We start from the raw sequence: 17,267 nt of genomic DNA on the forward strand, positions 1-17,267 counted from the left end.
GGAGTGTGTGGCTCCGCCATCGTCCAACGGTGCAGGTTTGTAGCCCGGATGAAGCGCAGCGCAATCCGGGGCGCTTCCATCCGGGCTGCGGTTCGCGGTTAGCCCTCACCCCTTCGGCATCGCCCCGACATAGGACGAGCTCGGCCGGATCAGCCGCCCGGTGCGCCGCTGCTCAAGCGCGTGCGCGGTCCAGCCGGCGGCGCGGGCCACCGCGAAGATCGGCGTGAACGCCTGCCGCGGGATTTCCAGCCCATCGAGCAGGATCGCGGTGAAGAACTCGACATTGGTCTCGAGCGGCCGCTCCGGGTTCTTCTTCCGCAGCGCCTCGCGGATATAGGCCTCGACCTCGGCGGCAAACGGCAGGTCGGCACCACTGGCCTCGAGGCGCTCGATCGCGACCTTCAGCACGTCGGCGCGCGGGTCGCGCACGCGATAGACGCGGTGACCAAACCCCATCAGCCGTTCGCCGTGCGCCAGCGCGCCGTCGACCCAGGGCTTGATGCGCTCGCGCGTCCCGATCGCGTCCAGCATCTCGAGCACCGGCTCAGGTGCGCCGCCATGCAGCGGGCCGGTCAGCGCGCAATAGCCGCCGGTGATCGCCGCGAACAGATCGGCCTGGGTGGACGCGATCACCCGCGTGGTGAAGGTCGACGCATTCATGCCGTGGTCGCATACGGTGACGAGATAGGCGTCGAGCGCGGCGACCTCGCGCGGCTCGACCTTGCGGCCCAGCAGCATCCGCAGCGTGTCGGCGGCGTGGCCGGCATTCGGGTCCGGCGCGATCGGGTCATGCCCCCTGGCGTGCTGGACCAGGGCGCCCGCGATCACCGGGAAGGCGCCGACGATGGTCGCCTCGTGCTCCAGCCCGTTCTCGCCGCGAAGGCCGGCGATCGCCGCGCGGAAGCCGTCGACGATCGACATGCCGCGCGTCGCCGGCAGCAGGTCCGGCAACCGGGCGAAGGCGCGTTCGCGGGCGGCGCCAAGGCTGGCGCGGACATTGGCTTCGCTCAGCGCCTTGCCGGTGGCGCCGTTCCACAGCCGCGCGGTGACGCCCTCGAAGCTCGACTTGCCCGCGAGGTCGGCGACGTGCTCGCCGGCGATGATCAACTCGCCGCGCTCGCCGTCGACATGGCTCAACACGGTCTCGGCGGCGGGAACGCCGTCCAGACCGATCTGGCTCTTGGTGAGATGCATATTCATGGCCTGATCTCCTTGCTTCACCCCTTCAAGGTCAGGCCTCTCGACGAGTTGATCAATCTTGATTATATAAATCAATATGAAAAAATCCGCCGAGCTCTATCTCTCCGCCCGGGAGGCCGCGGCCGAACTCGCGGTCTCGCCGGCGACCCTCTACGCCTATGTCAGCCGCGGGCTGATCCGCTCCGAGCCGTCGCCGGATTCGCGCAGCCACCGCTACCGCGCCGAGGACATCAGGGGGCTGAAGGAGCGCCGCGTGCCGTCGCCGGAGCCGCGCGGCTTCCGCAATTTCGACGCCGACCTGCCGGTGATGGATTCGGCGATCGCGACCATCACCGAGCAGGGTCCGATCTATCGCGGCGTCAACTGCGTCGAGCTCGCCGAGCGCGACACGCTGGAGCACACCGCGACGCTGCTGTGGGACGTCACCGGCGTCGATCCGTTCGCGCCGGACAATTGTCCGCAGATCTCGGACGAAATGCGCGCCATCGCTGAGGCCGCGCGCCGCGCCCAGCCGATCGATCGGACGGTCGCCGTGCTGGCACTGGCGGCAAGCGCCGATCCCGGCGCCTTCACCCGCGCGCCGGACGGCCGCGCGATGGTCGGCGGCCGCATCCTGCGGCTGCTGGTCGCGACCATGCTGAACGCTGCGCCATCGAACGAGCTGCTGCACGAGCAGGTGGCGCGGGTCTGGACGCCTGACAACAAGCACGCGCCCGACCTGATCCGCCGCGCGCTGGTGCTGCTCGCCGATCACGAACTGAATGCGTCGACCTTCACCGCGCGCTGCGCGGCATCGACCGGGCTCAATCTGTACGACGCTGTCATCGCGGGTCTCGTCGCGTTGAAGGGACCGATGCATGGCGGTGCCGGCGTGCTCGCCTCGCGCCTCGTCAAGACGATGCTCGACAACGACGTTGCGCCAGTGGTTCGCGAGCGCGTCGCGCTTGGCGAGCGTTTCGCCGGCTTCGGGCACGGCGTCTACAAGAAGGGCGATCCGCGCGCGATCTCGCTGCTCGAGGCGCTGACGCGGGCCGGCGCGCCGCGCAAATTCACCAGGGAAGTCCCGGAGCGGATCGCGGAGGCGACCGGCGAATTCGTCAACATCGACTACGCGCTGGCGGTGCTGGTGCATGCGCTGCGGATGCCCGCGGGCAGCGAGCTCGCGCTGTTTGCGATGGCCCGCAGCGTCGGCTGGATCGCGCATGCCAGCGAGCAGCTTCAGCATGGCAAGCTGATCCGGCCCCGCGCGCGCTATGTCGGTCCGGCACCCGGCCGGGCCGGTACGACCAATAGTATTTAGCTGCTATTTTGCCGGCCTGGCCGGTTCGATCAGGCCGCCGCCATGGCGGCGGCGGATGGTCCAGATCGCCAGCGCCAGGATCACGGCGCCACCTGCCACCGCAAACATCCAGAGATGCTTGCCGACATGTTGATGATGCGGCAGGCCGGCATAGTCGTGCAGCGCGGTCACGGCCAGCACGCCGGGCAGCACATGCGCCGGCGCCCAGAGCAGGATCGCGGGAATGTTGACCGCGTAGAAGCGCGCCGGCGGCATGTCGAGCGCGCCGGCCGTGATCGGCACGAAGGCGCGGATCGGCGGCACGAAGCGGGCAAAGAACACCGCGAGCACGCCCCAGCGGTTGAAGAACGCCTCGCTCTGCGCCACCACGCGCGGGTAGTTGGAGAGCGGCCAGGCGGACAGAATCTCGCGCTGGCTGCGGTGGCCGATGAGATAGGCGGTGCCGTCGCCGAGCATCGCGCCGGCCGCCGCCGCGGCGAGCACCGGGAGCAGCTTCAGTTCCCCGCCCGGCACCAGCGCGCTCAACGCCAGGATGATGGTCGAACCCGGTACCAGGGAGCCGATCACCGGAACCGCTTCCAGCAGGGCGGCCAGAAACAGCGTCAGATAGGCAAGCCAGGCATGGGCCGAAACGAACGCGATGAACGGGTCAAGGAATGAAGTCACAAAATTCCCATGCAGCGGTGGTATCGATTTGAGAGCTAACAACTCTCTGCCGGGGTGAAAAGTGCCCTGGAAAGACAGGGCGCCCACGCGCTGCGGCGAAAGTACGGCGTGATTCGCAGGGCAGCCTTTCAAAAACCGGCGTCCGGACCTATCTTCATGATAGGACAACGGAACTTTGATTGGCCCGCGGGCTTCTGCCAGCCGTTGCTCTCTGCTAGGCTTGTGTCTAGCACCCCATCCGCAGCCAAACGATCAATCTGGTTTCGGGAATGCCCGTGACCTCGGAGGATGAATGACGACCGCCGTCCAGACCAAAGCACAAGAACCCGTCGTCGGCCTGCCCGACATGAAGGTGTCGGTCCGGCAGGTCTTCGGGATCGATAGCGATCTGGAAGTTCCCGCCTATTCGGAAGTCGATCCGCATGTGCCGGAAACCGATCCGGACTATCGCTTCGATCGCGCGACCACGCTCGCGATCCTCGCCGGCTTTGCCAAGAATCGCCGCGTGATGGTCACCGGCTATCACGGCACCGGCAAGTCGACCCACATCGAGCAGGTTGCGGCCCGCCTCAACTGGCCCTGCGTGCGCGTCAACCTCGACAGCCACATCAGCCGTATCGATCTCGTCGGCAAGGACGCCATCGTGGTCAAGGACGGCAAGCAGGTCACCGAATTCCGCGACGGCATCCTGCCCTGGGCGCTGCAGCACAATATCGCGCTGGTGTTCGACGAATACGACGCCGGCCGCCCGGACGTGATGTTCGTGATTCAGCGCGTGCTGGAAGTCTCCGGCCGCCTGACGCTGCTCGACCAGAACAAGGTGATCAAGCCGCATCCGGCGTTCCGCCTGTTCTCGACCGCCAACACGGTCGGCCTCGGCGATACCTCGGGCCTCTATCACGGCACCCAGCAGATCAACCAGGGCCAGATGGACCGCTGGTCGATCGTCACCACGCTGAACTACCTCGCCCATGACGAGGAAGTGGAGATCGTGCTGGCCAAGGCGCGCCACTACCGCACGCAGGAAGGCCGCGACATCGTCAACAAGATGGTGCGGCTTGCGGACCTCACCCGCAACGCCTTCGCCAACGGCGACCTGTCGACGGTGATGAGCCCGCGCACGGTGATCACCTGGGCCGAGAACTCGGACATCTTCAACGACATCGGCTTCGCGTTCCGCGTCACCTTCCTCAACAAGTGTGACGAATTGGAGCGGCCGCTGGTCGCCGAGTTCTACCAGCGCTGCTTCAACGTCGAGCTGCCGGAATCCTCGGTCAACGTGGCGCTCAGCTAGTCCATGCCGAAAATCTCCGTCGAGCGCACAGTCACACAGACGAAGAAAGCGGTGCTCGGCGGATTGCTCCGCTACAACAACGAGAAGATGGGGAAGCAGAAGTACAAGCGCTTCGCCATCTCGCTGCGGCAAGATGACAAGATTGTCGGCGGCATCGTCGGCGAGGTCTGGACCGCGGTGTTGTTCATCCAGTTGTTCTGGATGGAGCAGAAGTTTCGCAACAAGGGCTTTGGCGCGAAGCTGATCAAGGCGATCGAGGACGAGGCGCGGCGCTTCGGAGCGACGCGATCCTATCTGGATACGATGAGCTTCCAGGCGCCGGGCTTCTACCGCGCCAACGGATATAAAGAGTTCGGTTCGATTGAGGGGTATCCCGGCGGCGTCACGCGCCATTGGTTTACGAAATCGCTATGACAACCTCCAACATCAAATTTCGCCCCGGATCCAAGGAAGCGCCGACCGAGCCGTTCAAGCGCTCGGTGTCGGCGTGCCTGAAGGCGATCGCCAAGAAGCCGGAGCTCGAAGTCTCCTTCGCCGCCGAGCGCCCCGGGCTCGCGCCCGGCAAGGCGCGGCTGCCGGAGCCGGCGCGCAAGATGACCAAGCGCGATGCGGCGATCGTGCGTGGCCACGCCGATTCGATCGCGCTCAAGATCGCCTGTCACGATCCCAAGGTGCATCGCAAGCTGATGCCCGGCAATCCGCAGGCACGCGGCGTGTTCGAGGCGGTCGAGCAGGCGCGCGTCGAGGCGATCGGCTCGCGGCGGATGGCGGGCGTTGCCAAGAACCTCACCGCGATGCTCGACGATCATTTCCACCGCGGCAAGTATGACGAGATCACCGATCGCGCCGACGCGCCGCTGTCGGATGCGCTGGCGATGCTGGTGCGCGAACGTCTCACCGGCATGGCACCGCCCGCGGCCGCCAAGAAGATGGTCGATCTCTGGCGTCCGACCCTGGAGGACAAGATCGGCTCGCGGCTCGACAAGCTCAGCCGTTTCACCGAGGACCAGGCGAGGTTCGGCGACCTCGTCCATGATCTGCTGTCGGCGCTCGATCTCGGCGACGACCGCAACATGGATTCCGACGATGACGACGACCAGGACGAGAACCAGGACGGCGAGAGCGATCAGTCCGGCGCCGAGGGCTCGCCCGACTCCGATGCCGCGCAGGAGATGAGCGCCGACCAGGCGCAGACGTCAGCGGAAGAGATGAGCGAAAGCGCAATGGAGAGCGCGCAGGCCTCCACGTCGGACACTTTCGACGACGGTGAGCTCGGCGACGACGAGACCCCGGGCGAGGCGACGCGGCCGAATGCGCGCGGCCAGAACGAGCCGCGCGGTCCGGAATATCACGCCTTCGCGCCGAAATTCGACGAGGTGATTGCCGCCGAAGACCTCTGCGATCACGACGAGCTCGAGCGGCTGCGCTCCTATCTCGACAAGCAGCTCGCGCATCTGCAGGGCATCGTGGCGCGGCTCGCCAATCGCTTGCAGCGCCGGCTGATGGCGCAGCAGAACCGCGCCTGGGAGTTCGATCTCGAGGAGGGCATCCTCGATCCGGCGCGGCTGTCGCGCGTCGTCACCGATCCCTATCATCCGCTGTCCTTCATGCACGAGAAGGAGGCCACCTTCCGCGACACCGTGGTGACGCTGCTGCTGGATAACTCCGGCTCGATGCGCGGCCGCCCGATCACGGTCGCCGCCACCTGCGCCGACATCCTGGCGCGCACGCTGGAGCGATGCGGCGTCAAGGTCGAGATCCTCGGCTTCACGACGCGCGCCTGGAAGGGCGGGCAGTCGCGCGAAGCGTGGCTCGCCGCCGGCAAGCCGGCCAATCCGGGCCGCCTCAACGATCTCAGGCACATCATCTACAAATCGGCCGACGCACCCTGGCGTCGCGCGCGAAAAAATCTCGGGCTGATGATGCGCGAGGGCCTGCTCAAGGAGAACATCGACGGCGAGGCGCTCGACTGGGCGCACAAGCGCCTGCTCGCGCGTCCCGAGCAGCGCCGCATCCTGATGATGATCTCCGACGGCGCGCCGGTCGACGACTCCACGCTGTCGGTCAATCCCGGCAACTATCTCGAGCGGCATCTGCGTCACATCATCGACGAGATCGAGACCCGCTCGCCGGTCGAGCTGATCGCGATCGGTATCGGTCATGACGTGACGCGCTACTATCGCCGCGCCGTGACCATCGTGGACGCCGAAGAGCTCGGCGGCGCCATCACCGAAAAGCTCGCCGAGCTGTTCAGCGAGACTCACGGCTCGGCGCCCGCGCCGGGCGTCCGGCGCCGCCTCCACTCGTGAGACATGCGCTCACTCCCTAGCCGCCGCCGTTTCCTCCAGGGTATGGCGGCGGGGCTGTCGGCCGCCGCATTGCCGCGTCTTGCGCAGGCGCAGAGCGCGACCCAGCCGCCGGCAACGCCGAGGCCGGCTGCGAAGCCGAGCCCCTATCGGGTCAACGAACCGGTTTCGATCGACGTCAACGCACGGCCGCTGCCGTCGTTCGACATCCGCGATCGCGCGCGCACGCGGTTCGGCGCGTTGGAGTATCGCAGCGGGCTGATCCTGACCTCGTCGTTCTCCGGCTTCGGCGGCCTCTCCGCGCTGCGGCTCGATCCCAAGGGCGAACGCTTCATCGCGGTCAGCGATCAGGGCAGCTGGTTCACCGGCCGCATCGTCTATCGTGGCCGGGAGATGGTCGGGCTCGGCGACGTCGAGGCGGCACCGCTGCTCGGCGCCGACGGCAGGCCGATCACCGTGACCCGTGGCTGGTATGATTCGGAATCGCTCGCGCTCGACGGCTCGTTCGCCTATGTCGGGCTCGAGCGGGTCAACCAGGTGCTGCGCTTCGATTTCGCCAAGGGCTTTACCCGCGCGCGCGGCGAGGTGGTGGCGCTGCCGGCGGCGGCCCGCAAACTTCCGAACAACAAGGGGCTGGAGGGCCTCGTCTTCGTGCCCAAGGCCATGTCCACGGGCCAGCCGCTTGCCGGCACGCTGATCGCGTTCTCGGAACGCGGGCTCGATGCGAATGGCAACCTGATCGCCTTCCTGGTCGGCGGCAAGACGCCGGGTCAGTTCAGCGTCCGCCGCAGCGAGAATTTCGACATCAGCGACGCGGTCCTGCTGCCGTCGGGTGGTCTGTTGATTCTGGAGCGGAAATTCTCCTGGTTCGGCGGCGTCGGCATCCGCATCCGCCGTCTCGCGCTGTCCGAGATCGCGCCCGGTGCCGTGGTCGATGGCCCCGCAATCTTCAATGCCGATCTTGGCAACGAGATCGACAACATGGAAGGCATCGATGCCCATGTCACGGAGGAGGGCGAGACCGTGCTGACCATGGTCTCCGACGACAATTTCTCCCTGATCCAGCGCAATCTGCTGCTGCAGTTCACGCTGCTGGACTGAGGCGCCGTCCCGGAGAGACGCGGTCAGGACATTGCTGATCTGCGCCCCGGCCCGCGCGGCCTTCCGGACGGTTGGTGATCGGCCGCGGTGCCTCTATCTTAACCGGGCCCTCTCCCCGATCCCGGATATCCGCCGCATGAGCACCCTGTTTTCCCCGATCGAACTGCGCGACCTGAAACTCTCCAATCGCATCATGGTCTCGCCGATGTGTCAGTATTCGGCCATCGACGGCTCCGCCAACGACTGGCACTTCACCCACATCAACATGCTGGCGCTGTCGGGCGCGGCGATGTTCTGCATCGAGGCCACCCATGTCGAGGATATCGGGCGGATCACGCCGGGTTGCCTCGGTCTTTACAACGACGCCAACGAGGCGGCGCTGAAGCCGATCCTGGCCTCGGTGCGCAAGCATTCGAAAGCGGCGGTCGCGATGCAACTCGCCCATGCCGGCCGCAAGGCGTCGAGCCAGCGCCCCTGGGAGGGCGGGCAGTTGATCCCGATTGCCGAAGGCGGTTGGCAGACGGTCGGACCATCTGACGTCCCGCACAAGGAAGGCGAGGCTGCGCCGGCGGCGCTCGACGACGCCGGCCTGACGCGCATCCGCGAGGCCTTTGTCGCGTCGGCAAAGCGCGCCGACCGGCTCGGCATCGATGCGCTCGAGCTGCACGGCGCGCACGGCTATCTGCTGCACCAGTTCCTGTCGCCGATCGCCAACAAGCGGACCGACCGCTATGGCGGCTCGCTCGAAAACCGCATGCGCTTCCCGCTGGAAGTGTTCGACGCCGTGCGCGCCGTATTCCCGGATCACAAGCCGATCGGCATGCGGGTGTCGGCGACCGATTGGGTCGAGGGCGCCTGGGACCTTGCGCAGACCATCGAGTTTGCCAGGGAGCTGAAGAAGCGCGGCGTCGACTGGATGGATGTCTCCTCCGGCGGCGTCTCGCCGTTGCAGAAGATCCCGCTCGGGCCGGGCTACCAGGTGCCGGCGGCGCAGGCGGTCAAGGAGGCGACCGGCGTTACCACGATGGCGGTCGGCCTGATCACGGAAGCCAAGCAGGCCGAGGAGATCGTCTCGTCCGGCAAGGCCGACATGGTGGCGCTCGCCCGCGGCATGCTCTACGACCCGCGCTGGGGCTGGCACGCCGCCGCCGAGCTCGGCGGCGAGGTGAGCGCGCCGCCACAATACTGGCGCTCGCAGCCCTCGACGCAGAAGGCGCTGTTCGGCAAGACCACGTTTGGGACGCGCTGACAGCGCACCTTGCTTGCGAGGTCACTGCGTGGCGGGCCCGAACCAGCGCGTCAGCGCAGCGTCAAGGCCAGTCGTGTCGGCGTCGTCGGCCGCCCAGGCGATGCAGGCATCCGGACGGATCAGCAGCGAAGCGCCGCCGCGTCGCGGCACGCATCGGACCAAGATGTCCCAGCGCGCCGCGATCGCCGACGCAGCTCCATCAGTCGCATCGACCAGCACGGCCCTGCCGTCCTCCATCTGATCGAACAAGGTTGTTTCCGCGCAGTCGTCGCCGAGAGCAAAATTGCCGGAGAGCCGGCCGGCCGATGGATGGTCGCTGCCAAGATCGTAACGGATCCTGATGCCGCTGATCATCTCGCCGAAGTAGCGGGTGCCCTCGTCGAGGCTCACCAGGTCCGCGACGATCTCGCGCAAGGCGTCCGTCATGACATCAGGCCGCATCAAGGCGACCTGGGCGCGGGTGTTGGCGAGCACCCTTGCCGCGATCGGATGCCGCTCTTCCGTGTAGCTGTCGAGCAGGCTTTCGGGCATGCGATCGCACACGACCGCCGCAAGTTTCCAGCCGAGATTGACCGCATCGAGCAGGCCGAGATTGAGGCCTTGTCCGCCGAACGGCGAGTGCACATGCGCCGCATCGCCCGCCAAGAGGACGCGGCCCCTGCGATAGCGGTCGGCCTGCCGCGCATTGTCGGTGAAGCGCGTCGCGGTCTTGACGGCGGTGACACGAACGTCGGCCCCGCTGATCCGGCGCAGGGTGGTCTCGATCTCCTCGCGTGTGCCCGGCGCGCCGCGTCGATGGTGGTCACGGCGCTGACCGTCGCCTATGCGGAAGGGCTTCGCGAGCACAAGGTCCGCAGGTCGGCCGCATCGTCACGCGAGACCTTCCTGCGGATCATGGAGCGAAGCTTTTCCGGTATCGCGATCATGCTGAAGGATACGCCCTACGCATAAATCCGGGCCGAGCTGATGCGACAAGGCCATTGTTCTGCCGCAGCCGGGGCAGGTACTCTCGAAGCGCGTGCGGAAGACACGCATCGAACAAAGAGAGGAAACCCATGGAACTCGGATACTTCGCGATGCCGTCGCATCCGCCGGAGTGCGGATTGAAGGAGGGCCACGACTGGGACCTGCAGGTGCTGCGCTGGCTCGACGAGCTCGGCTACCAGGAAGCCTGGATCGGCGAGCACCACACCGCGCCCTGGGAGCCGCATCCGTCGCCTGATCTCCTGATCGCGCAGGCGCTGCTGCAGACCAGAAACATCCGCATCGGGCCCGGCGGCTTCCTGCTGCCGTATCATCACCCGGCGGAGCTCGCCAACCGCGTCGCGATGCTCGATCATCTCTCGAACGGGCGGCTCAACTTCGGCGTCGCGGCCTCCGGCCTGCCGAGCGACTGGGCGATGTTCAACGTCGACGGCATGTCGGGACAGAACCGCGACATGACCCGCGAGGCGCTCGAGATCATCCTGATGATGTGGACCGAGCCGGCTCCCTGGACCCACAAGGGCAAGTTCTGGACCGTGACCAAGCCGGACACGATGTTCGATTTCCTCAAACCGCACATCAAGCCTCAGCAAGCGCCGCATCCGCCGATCGGCGTCGCGGGGCTCTCCAAGAATTCGGACACGCTGAAGCTCGCCGGCGAGCGCGGCTTCATCCCGATGAGCCTCAACCTCAACCCCGCCTATGTCGGCAGCCACTGGGACTCGGTAGAGGCGGGCGCGGCCAAGACCGGCCGCACGCCGAGTCGCAGGGATTGGCGAATGGTGCGCGAGGTATTCGTCGCCGACACCGATGAGGAAGCATGGAAGCTGTCGACCGGCGACATGATGGGCCGGATGATGGGCGAATACTTCCTGCCGCTGCTCGGCCACTTTGGTTTCAAGGATTACCTGAAGGCCTCGCCCGACGTGCCGGATAGCGACGTCACGGTCGAATATTGCGCGCGCAACAACTGGATCGTCGGCTCGCCCGCGACGGTCACCGAGAAGATCGAGAAGATCTACCAGGAGGTCGGCGGCTTCGGCGTGCTGCTGGTGTTCGGCTTCGACTACAAGCACAAGCCGGAAGCCTGGCACAATTCGCTGCGACTGCTGAAGCAGGAGGTGCTGCCGCGGCTGAAGCATCTCGATGCCTCGGTCGGCCGCGCGGCGTAGGACTCGGGACGACGTGGAGAACGCGGGGCAGCGGCAACGCCGCCCCGCGTTTCACACCATAACTCCGGTCGAACGATCGCTGGCGTCAGGTGGTGCCGAGCCAGAACCGCGTTTCGCTTTCCGCCCAGCCCTTGCCGATGCGGTTGCTCAGCCAGCTGTCGCTGCGCTTCAGACCCTTGTCCTTCTGGCCCTCCGGCGTGTTGCGCCAGGCCTGCCAGCGATACTGCCCGTAGATGCTGACGATGCGCGCCGCATAGGTCAGCGCCAGCTGCGAATCGCCCCTGATGATGACGAGGTTGTCGTCGTTCTTGGTGCTGGCGCGGTCGGAGAAATTGTGCGAGCCGGTCATGACCACCGGGTTCTTGCCGGCCGGATCCAGCACGATCACCTTGCTGTGCACGGCGATCATGAATTTGCCGGTGTTCTTGATCTCGTGCTCCCACCAGTCCGCGGTCTTGTCGATGCCGGCAGGCCGGATCACGTCGGCGATCTGCTTGCCCTTGAAGACCTGCTGCTGTCCGTCACCGGCCAAGAGCTGCAGCTGATCCTTCGGACTGTCCTTGCCCTGCGCCGGGAAATTGTTGAGCACCCCGCGCACATAGAGCTTCTTGTCCTGCGCCTTCTCCAGAATCGGGCCGAGCAGGCCCTTGTTGCCGGGATTGAGCATCAGGCATACCGCGCCATGCTCGGTGTCCTCGATCATCTTGGTGGCTTCCTTGAGGTCGCCGCTCTTGGTGGTCGGCGTGAACCAGACGCTGACCTTCGACTCGCCGATAGTGAAAGGCCATTCGTGATCGCCGGCCACGGCCAGCGCCTTCGGCGATTTGCTGCCGTCGGCGTAGATCGCTTTCCAATGGTCGTGATAGGCCGCGGCGACCTTGTCGTCGGTGATCTCGAGCCCGTTGTTGTTCTGGGTGCATAGTCCGGTCCGGGTCCAGTTGGTGCTGCCGGTCCAGACCACCTTCGGCTTCTGCGCGCCGTCGCAGAACACCGCGAACTTGTTGTGGGCGTAGCGGCTCGGCGCGATCTTGCGGCGGACGATGTCGACGCTGGCCTTCTTCAGCACGGTGGCGTTCTTCTCGGTGTCCTTGGCCGTGGCATCGGACTTGCCGGTGCTGTTGCCGAGCACGACGTGCGCCTTGCCCTTCATCGCGGTCAGTGCGGCGATCAGCTCAGGGTCGTTGAGCTCGTAGAGCGCGAGATAGACGTCGCGCTTGCTCTTCCTGGCATCGGCCAACAGCGCGAGCAGGCGGGCGCCGAGCTGGCCCTTGAGGAAGTCGCGGATCTTGTTGCCCTTGGTCGAGATCGACTTCTCCAGGGTTTGCGCCGGCTTCTTGTCCTTGCCGATCGCGCGCGACAGCCATTGCGCCGAGATCGTGCCGCGGTTGAACCACGGCTTGAGCGGGCCCGACGGCATTGCGGAGACGTATTCGGTCCATGTCGCTGGCGCACTGTAGGCGGGCCTCACCTTGGTGGCGCCGTCCTTGAGAACCGGAACGACGCCATAGCGGACCGGCGCATTAGTCGGCGCCAGAAAATCGGTCCAGTTCGTCTTCTGCACCGGCCATTCGGTGCTCGGCCGATGTTCGCCCGCCCTGTGGCCTTGCGCCTGGTCCTCGAACCCGACCCAGGTGTCGACCACAGTCGCGCTCTTGCCCTGCTGCTGGCGATAGAGCGCAAAGCCGAGACAGTCCGGGATCATTGCCGCCACCTCCCAGACCACGAAGATGCCGTCGGTGGTCGGGAACGCCTGAATTGCGGAAATCATGGTGATGCCTCCAAATCGCTGGTGAGAAATATCCGGTCGATATGAACTTGGCGCGTCGGCGCCGCAGGAGATCGGAGATGTCGCCTCGGATCCTTCGGGCGTCGGGCAGATGATCTAGCAGGGAGAGTATGACAGGTAATTTACAACCCGGTCTGTCGACTGGATCACAGATCGATCACGCCGTACGGACTACTTGGGCCGCGATGCAGTGAGCCCGGTCGCGGCGTCCTACAGCAACCGCACCGTGACCTTCGCCTTGCCCTTATGATCGCCGTAGAACCATCGGTAGACCCAGGGGAGGCCGATGACGGCCTCGTTGACATAGAGGAAGATCTCGCCGCTGCGATCGGCGGTGAACCTCGCCTTGTAGACCTGCGGGTCGGTGTTCGAAACCGGCAGGGGGTCGAGGAAGTACTCGTCGACCCCGGTCTCTCCGACCCGCGCGATCAGCCGAAACCATGGCCGGAACAGGATCCGCCGCAGGAAGATCGTGGCGTATCCACGCCAGCGCTTTGTGCCTTCGATGGTCGAGGTCCGGTATCCGATCGGCGTCACCGCGCGGCCGGCGTCCTCCCAGGGCTCCGACATCGTGATCGCGATCTCGTATTCAAACCCGGTGCGGACCTTGAGGCCGGTCGGCGCGCAGATCGCGCCGGTGTCGAAGCCGGCCGCATCCTGCGGGATGCCCTTGTCGACGGCGACCAGCTTGTCGGCGGCGGTCCCCGTGCAGAAGGCGCCCATGGAATCGAAGGCATTGAACAGGAAATGGCTGAGCAGGGTTGCACCGAACCAGACCAGCAAGGCTGTCAGCGCAAACGGCACGACATGCCGCTTTCCGACATTGAGGATCCACTGATAGACCGCGCTGGTACGGAATCGATAGATCGCATCGTGCATGAACCCAGAGAGTGGCGTCGGCTTCGCGCGGTCACGCCAGATGATCCGCATCCTGTCCCGGATCGTCGCGCTGAGCGAACTGCCTGCACCCATCAGCACGATGACAGCGAGGATGCCGCCGGTGAACCATTCCGGATTGCCGGCGTACCAATCGGTCCACCAATGAAAGGAATCGGGCAGGAACGATTGAACGAAGCGCACCAGCTCAGAGATCATCCTGACATAGGAGCTGAACTCGTGCTCCTTGTGCTGGTTATGGAACAGCCAGAACGCGGCCAGATGCAGCGACGCCGCCAGCGTGGCGAAGTAGGCGATCCGGCGCATCCAGACGTAATTCCACAGCTTCTCCTGCGCGGCATAGCGCGCCGGTGCGCCCGCGGGCGTCTCAAACGTATTGGCGCCGAGCGGGATGACCTGGCCGCTGCGCGAGACGACCACGTAGTTCGGCGGAAGTCCGATCGGGGCATAGGCATTGGCGCCGCTGTCGATTCGCTCGAACACGCTCTCGTGGATCTTCGGCATCGGCACGCTGACGCCGGCATAGGGATCGTTGCAGAGGTCGGCGACCTTGCGCGGACCGTAACGGTAATACGCGCCGAGGCCCGCCCGCGAATCGTAGAGGCGACCATCCTTGTCCTCGGAGGACTTGATTGATTTGATCGCGTCAGGGTCGGCGACCGGCGCGCTCTTGAAGTCGAGGCCGCGCTTGACGGCTTCGTCGACCAGCCAGGCCAGCGGCACGAACGCGACGGCGTCGTCCGGATAGCCGCCGCCGACATTGGCATGCATTCCGACGAACCAGACCTGGACGAGGCGCTCGCCATCGATGCTGGCCGGCACCGCCGGTGCGGGCTGTCCCGGCTCTTGCTCGGTCCAGAGCACCGGATGAAAGGTCGTGCGCTCGTCGTCGAGCGCCAGCGCGTGTCGGGCGCACTTGACCTTCGGGCTGAGAATCCGGTTCGGCAGTTCAAGCGGCCACACCCAGTTGGAGATGCCGCGCGTCATCTCGTCGATCGGCAGGCCATAGGCCGCGACGGTATCCCAGATGCCGATGAATTCGATCGCAGGCACCGGTTTGCGGGTGATCTCCGCATAGGGTTTGTTGCCTCGAAGGCGATCCCACAGCCGCACAAGAACATAATCGCGCAATGCGCGGAATGGCACCTCGATGCGCCAGATCGAGTGGTAGCCCTCGGCCCGGTATGCGCGATAGGCCTTCACCGCGCCGTCGTGCAACTCGGATTCGGTGTCCGCGACGATCAGGCCCTGATCGAGGATGAGTGCAGCGAGCGTGCGCACGGTGAATGCGCCGCGGCTGAATCCGAACAGGTAGATCTTCGAATCGCTCTCGTGATCGTAGTTCCGGCAGATGAACTTGTAGGCATCGAGGATGTTGCGCTTGAGGCCATAGCCGAAGGCGCCGCCGAGGATGGCCAGCGGAATGAATTTCGACGTGCCGACGCCGTCGTCATACTTGGCGGCCTGCGTATTGCCCTGCAAATCGAGCGACTGGAATATCCGCCAGACATTGGTGCGCCAGACGCTGGAAGCGGCGTTGCCGGTGCCGTCGGACAGAATAATGATCTTCGGACTCGGCATTGAAAGACGCTCGCTGAAATGAATGAAGCGGATGGCGCAGCGTAGTAGTAGCGAATTCGATTGCTACCTTGGATCGATATTTAGTCGTTCTGTGCCAAGTCGGCTGTGAACTGGCGCACAAAAGCGTCACGAGGTCGCGCCCATGTGAGACGTGGCGGCTTTCGCGATGCTGCGAAAAGGCCTAGCTTGATCCATGGTGCAATTCATTGATGAGGCAGAGCAATGCGCAGCCGCGTCAGAAAATTTGCCCATATCCTGGAACGCTTCGGCCTTGCGCTGGCGGGAGCCGCAAGCGGCTTGTTCGTCGCCATCCATGTCGGCTCCAGCGTATCAGCGCTGACTTCGCAGGCGTTCCTGCTGATCATGATGCTGGGCGGCGCGATCGGCTTCTATCTCGGTATCGATACGCCCCCCAAGCTTTTCCATCCGAAGGACACCGCCTCGACGCGCAAGATTGATGCGGCAGAGCTGCTGAGCGCGGTCGGCACCTTCCTCGCGACGATGGTCGCGTTCTTCTCGGTTGGCGTCGTCGTGCTGCGGAGCGAGCCGGACATCGGCTGGACCGCGGCGATCATGGCAGGCTGGGTGCTCGGCGTCGCCATGCAGATCGTCGCCGGCACGATCGCGCGCACGCGCGTCTGACTAGCCGCGCGTGACGCCCAATCCCGCCAGATGCGTGTCGACGAACTGCGCGAGCCGCTCGCGCAGCATCTCGGGCGGCACCGCGACCATGCGCTCCTCGAGGCCGAGCGAGATGATGCCGTGGACCGCGGAGAACATCATCCGCGACAGCAGCGCGATGTCGTCGGGATCGCGATCGGGCAGCAGCCGCACCAGCGGCGCATGCATCAGCGCGAACGCGTCCATCACCATCGTGAGGATATCTTCCGGAAACGGTCGGTCGTCCTCCATCCGGTGCTCGAACAGCGAACGCAGCAGATTGGCGTGCTCGGTGGCGAAGCCGAGATAGGCGTCGGCAAGCCCGTGCAGCTGGCGCAGCGGATCGTCGGCCGGAACCGCCTTGAGCCGCGTGGTCAGGGCGTGAACGGTCTCCCGGTTCACGGTCAGGATCAGGCCGTCGAAGTCGCCGAACTCATTATAGACACTGCCGATGGAGCAGCCGGCGGCCTCGGCGACATCACGAACCTTGAGTGATCTCAATCCTTTAGTGGCAATTGACCGGCGCACGATCTCGATCAGCAGGGCTCGCCGCTGAAGTTTTTTCCGATCCCGTCGCGATTCTTCTTGAACAATGTTCATTTTCATACTACTAATTTGAGCGTTGCTCAAGTTGGCATAGGAGGCCACTCAGATGCAGACCCTAGCACTTCAATTGACCACCACTCTTGTCGATGACGCGATCGAGCTCGTGAAGGGCTTTGGCCGCGCCGTCCTCAATCTGGCGACCGCGCCGATCGAGCGGATCGCCCGTGCCTGCGACGTCGCTGGCATCCTGGAGCAGCGGCGCGCGGGTCGGCGCGCGCCGCGCCCGGCGGCTGCGAGCGGAGGCCGCTGCAAGTCGCGCAATTGCCGATGGTCGCCGTTCCGCGGCTTGAGTGAACTGACCTGAAGCGGGCCCCGGCAATTGTCGGCGAAACCTCAACAAAGCGCTCACCATGTCCTCTGCGAGCCCGTCCGGCGTCGATCAACCCCAGGTCTGGATAAGGTCTCGTACATCTCTGGCGGGCAATGTCGCGACGTCCCGGTGCGACCGATTTTGCGCCGGTTCGA

16 protein-coding genes are annotated in these 17,267 nt (G+C 65.4%); 10 read left to right on the plus strand and 6 right to left on the minus strand.

Going from position 1 to position 17,267, the window contains the following annotated elements; all coding sequences use genetic code 11:
- Nucleotides 1–105: 105 nt before the first annotated feature.
- Complete coding sequence (locus JEY66_RS02045; RefSeq protein WP_018269177.1) at nt 106–1,200, minus strand: citrate synthase/methylcitrate synthase; 1,095 nt, start codon at nt 1,198–1,200, stop codon at nt 106–108.
- Nucleotides 1,201–1,276: 76 nt separating this feature from the next.
- Here JEY66_RS02045 and JEY66_RS02050 point away from each other — a divergent pair, with 76 nt between their 5' ends.
- Complete coding sequence (locus tag JEY66_RS02050; protein ID WP_016843553.1) at nt 1,277–2,500, plus strand: citrate/2-methylcitrate synthase; 1,224 nt, start codon at nt 1,277–1,279, stop codon at nt 2,498–2,500.
- A gap of 3 nt (nt 2,501–2,503) precedes the next feature.
- Here JEY66_RS02050 and JEY66_RS02055 read toward each other — a convergent pair whose 3' ends face one another.
- Nucleotides 2,504–3,166, minus strand: a complete 663-nt coding sequence (locus JEY66_RS02055) for a DedA family protein (RefSeq protein ID WP_016843552.1) — start codon at nt 3,164–3,166, stop codon at nt 2,504–2,506.
- Nucleotides 3,167–3,458: 292 nt separating this feature from the next.
- Between JEY66_RS02055 and cobS the strand changes: the two genes are divergently transcribed.
- From cobS to JEY66_RS02080, 5 genes are all read left to right on the plus strand, one after another.
- Nucleotides 3,459–4,460 carry a cobaltochelatase subunit CobS gene (cobS, locus tag JEY66_RS02060; RefSeq protein WP_018269176.1) on the plus strand — a complete coding sequence of 334 codons (1,002 nt, stop codon included), beginning with the start codon at nt 3,459–3,461 and terminating at the stop codon, nt 4,458–4,460.
- Nucleotides 4,461–4,463: 3 nt separating this feature from the next.
- Entirely contained in the window at nt 4,464–4,874 is a 411-nt protein-coding gene (locus JEY66_RS02065) for a GNAT family N-acetyltransferase (protein WP_016843550.1), read from the plus strand.
- Nucleotides 4,871–6,769 carry a cobaltochelatase subunit CobT gene (gene cobT / locus JEY66_RS02070; RefSeq protein WP_018269175.1) on the plus strand — a complete coding sequence of 633 codons (1,899 nt, stop codon included), beginning with the start codon at nt 4,871–4,873 and terminating at the stop codon, nt 6,767–6,769. Before JEY66_RS02065 ends, cobT begins: the two co-directional genes overlap by 4 nt.
- A gap of 3 nt (nt 6,770–6,772) precedes the next feature.
- Entirely contained in the window at nt 6,773–7,867 is a 1,095-nt protein-coding gene (locus JEY66_RS02075; RefSeq protein WP_026191985.1) for an esterase-like activity of phytase family protein, read from the plus strand.
- Between the two features lie 136 nt (nt 7,868–8,003).
- On the plus strand, nt 8,004–9,116 hold the full coding sequence (locus tag JEY66_RS02080; RefSeq protein ID WP_018269174.1) for an NADH:flavin oxidoreductase/NADH oxidase: 1,113 nt from the start codon (nt 8,004–8,006) through the stop codon (nt 9,114–9,116).
- A 21-nt stretch (nt 9,117–9,137) separates the two neighbouring features.
- On the opposite strand, the gene JEY66_RS02085 is transcribed toward JEY66_RS02080, so the two are convergent.
- Nucleotides 9,138–9,860 carry an FAD-dependent monooxygenase gene (locus JEY66_RS02085; RefSeq protein ID WP_240536781.1) on the minus strand — a complete coding sequence of 241 codons (723 nt, stop codon included), beginning with the start codon at nt 9,858–9,860 and terminating at the stop codon, nt 9,138–9,140.
- Between JEY66_RS02085 and JEY66_RS02090 the strand changes: the two genes are divergently transcribed.
- Complete coding sequence (locus JEY66_RS02090) at nt 9,741–10,067, plus strand: hypothetical protein (RefSeq protein ID WP_016843514.1); 327 nt, start codon at nt 9,741–9,743, stop codon at nt 10,065–10,067. The two genes, JEY66_RS02085 and JEY66_RS02090, sit on opposite strands and share 120 nt — an antisense overlap.
- 104 nt (nt 10,068–10,171) lie before the next feature.
- Nucleotides 10,172–11,272 (plus strand): LLM class flavin-dependent oxidoreductase, encoded by a 1,101-nt coding sequence (locus tag JEY66_RS02095; protein WP_018269173.1) that lies wholly within the window; start codon nt 10,172–10,174, stop codon nt 11,270–11,272.
- A gap of 85 nt (nt 11,273–11,357) precedes the next feature.
- Here JEY66_RS02095 and JEY66_RS02100 read toward each other — a convergent pair whose 3' ends face one another.
- Both JEY66_RS02100 and JEY66_RS02105 read right to left on the minus strand, forming a co-directional pair.
- Nucleotides 11,358–13,040 carry a phospholipase D-like domain-containing protein gene (locus JEY66_RS02100; protein WP_018269172.1) on the minus strand — a complete coding sequence of 561 codons (1,683 nt, stop codon included), beginning with the start codon at nt 13,038–13,040 and terminating at the stop codon, nt 11,358–11,360.
- Between the two features lie 228 nt (nt 13,041–13,268).
- The gene (locus tag JEY66_RS02105; RefSeq protein WP_016843508.1) at nt 13,269–15,536 is read right to left on the minus strand and encodes a DUF2235 domain-containing protein; all 2,268 of its coding nucleotides are present in this window, start codon (nt 15,534–15,536) and stop codon (nt 13,269–13,271) included.
- A gap of 222 nt (nt 15,537–15,758) precedes the next feature.
- Between JEY66_RS02105 and JEY66_RS02110 the strand changes: the two genes are divergently transcribed.
- A complete protein-coding gene (locus tag JEY66_RS02110) occupies nt 15,759–16,178 on the plus strand; it encodes a hypothetical protein (protein ID WP_016843507.1) in 420 nt (139 codons plus the stop codon).
- Here the strand turns inward: JEY66_RS02110 and JEY66_RS02115 are convergent, their stop codons facing one another.
- The gene (locus JEY66_RS02115; protein WP_026191984.1) at nt 16,179–16,796 is read right to left on the minus strand and encodes a TetR/AcrR family transcriptional regulator; all 618 of its coding nucleotides are present in this window, start codon (nt 16,794–16,796) and stop codon (nt 16,179–16,181) included.
- A gap of 52 nt (nt 16,797–16,848) precedes the next feature.
- Here JEY66_RS02115 and JEY66_RS02120 point away from each other — a divergent pair, with 52 nt between their 5' ends.
- Nucleotides 16,849–17,106: a hypothetical protein gene (locus JEY66_RS02120; RefSeq protein WP_016843505.1), complete on the plus strand. Its 258-nt coding sequence runs from the start codon at nt 16,849–16,851 to the stop codon at nt 17,104–17,106.
- The last annotated feature ends 161 nt before the right edge of the window (nt 17,107–17,267 follow it).

The sequence above is a fragment of the Bradyrhizobium elkanii USDA 76 genome (genome assembly GCF_023278185.1).
Taxonomy (GTDB): Bacteria; Pseudomonadota; Alphaproteobacteria; order Rhizobiales; family Xanthobacteraceae; genus Bradyrhizobium; species Bradyrhizobium elkanii.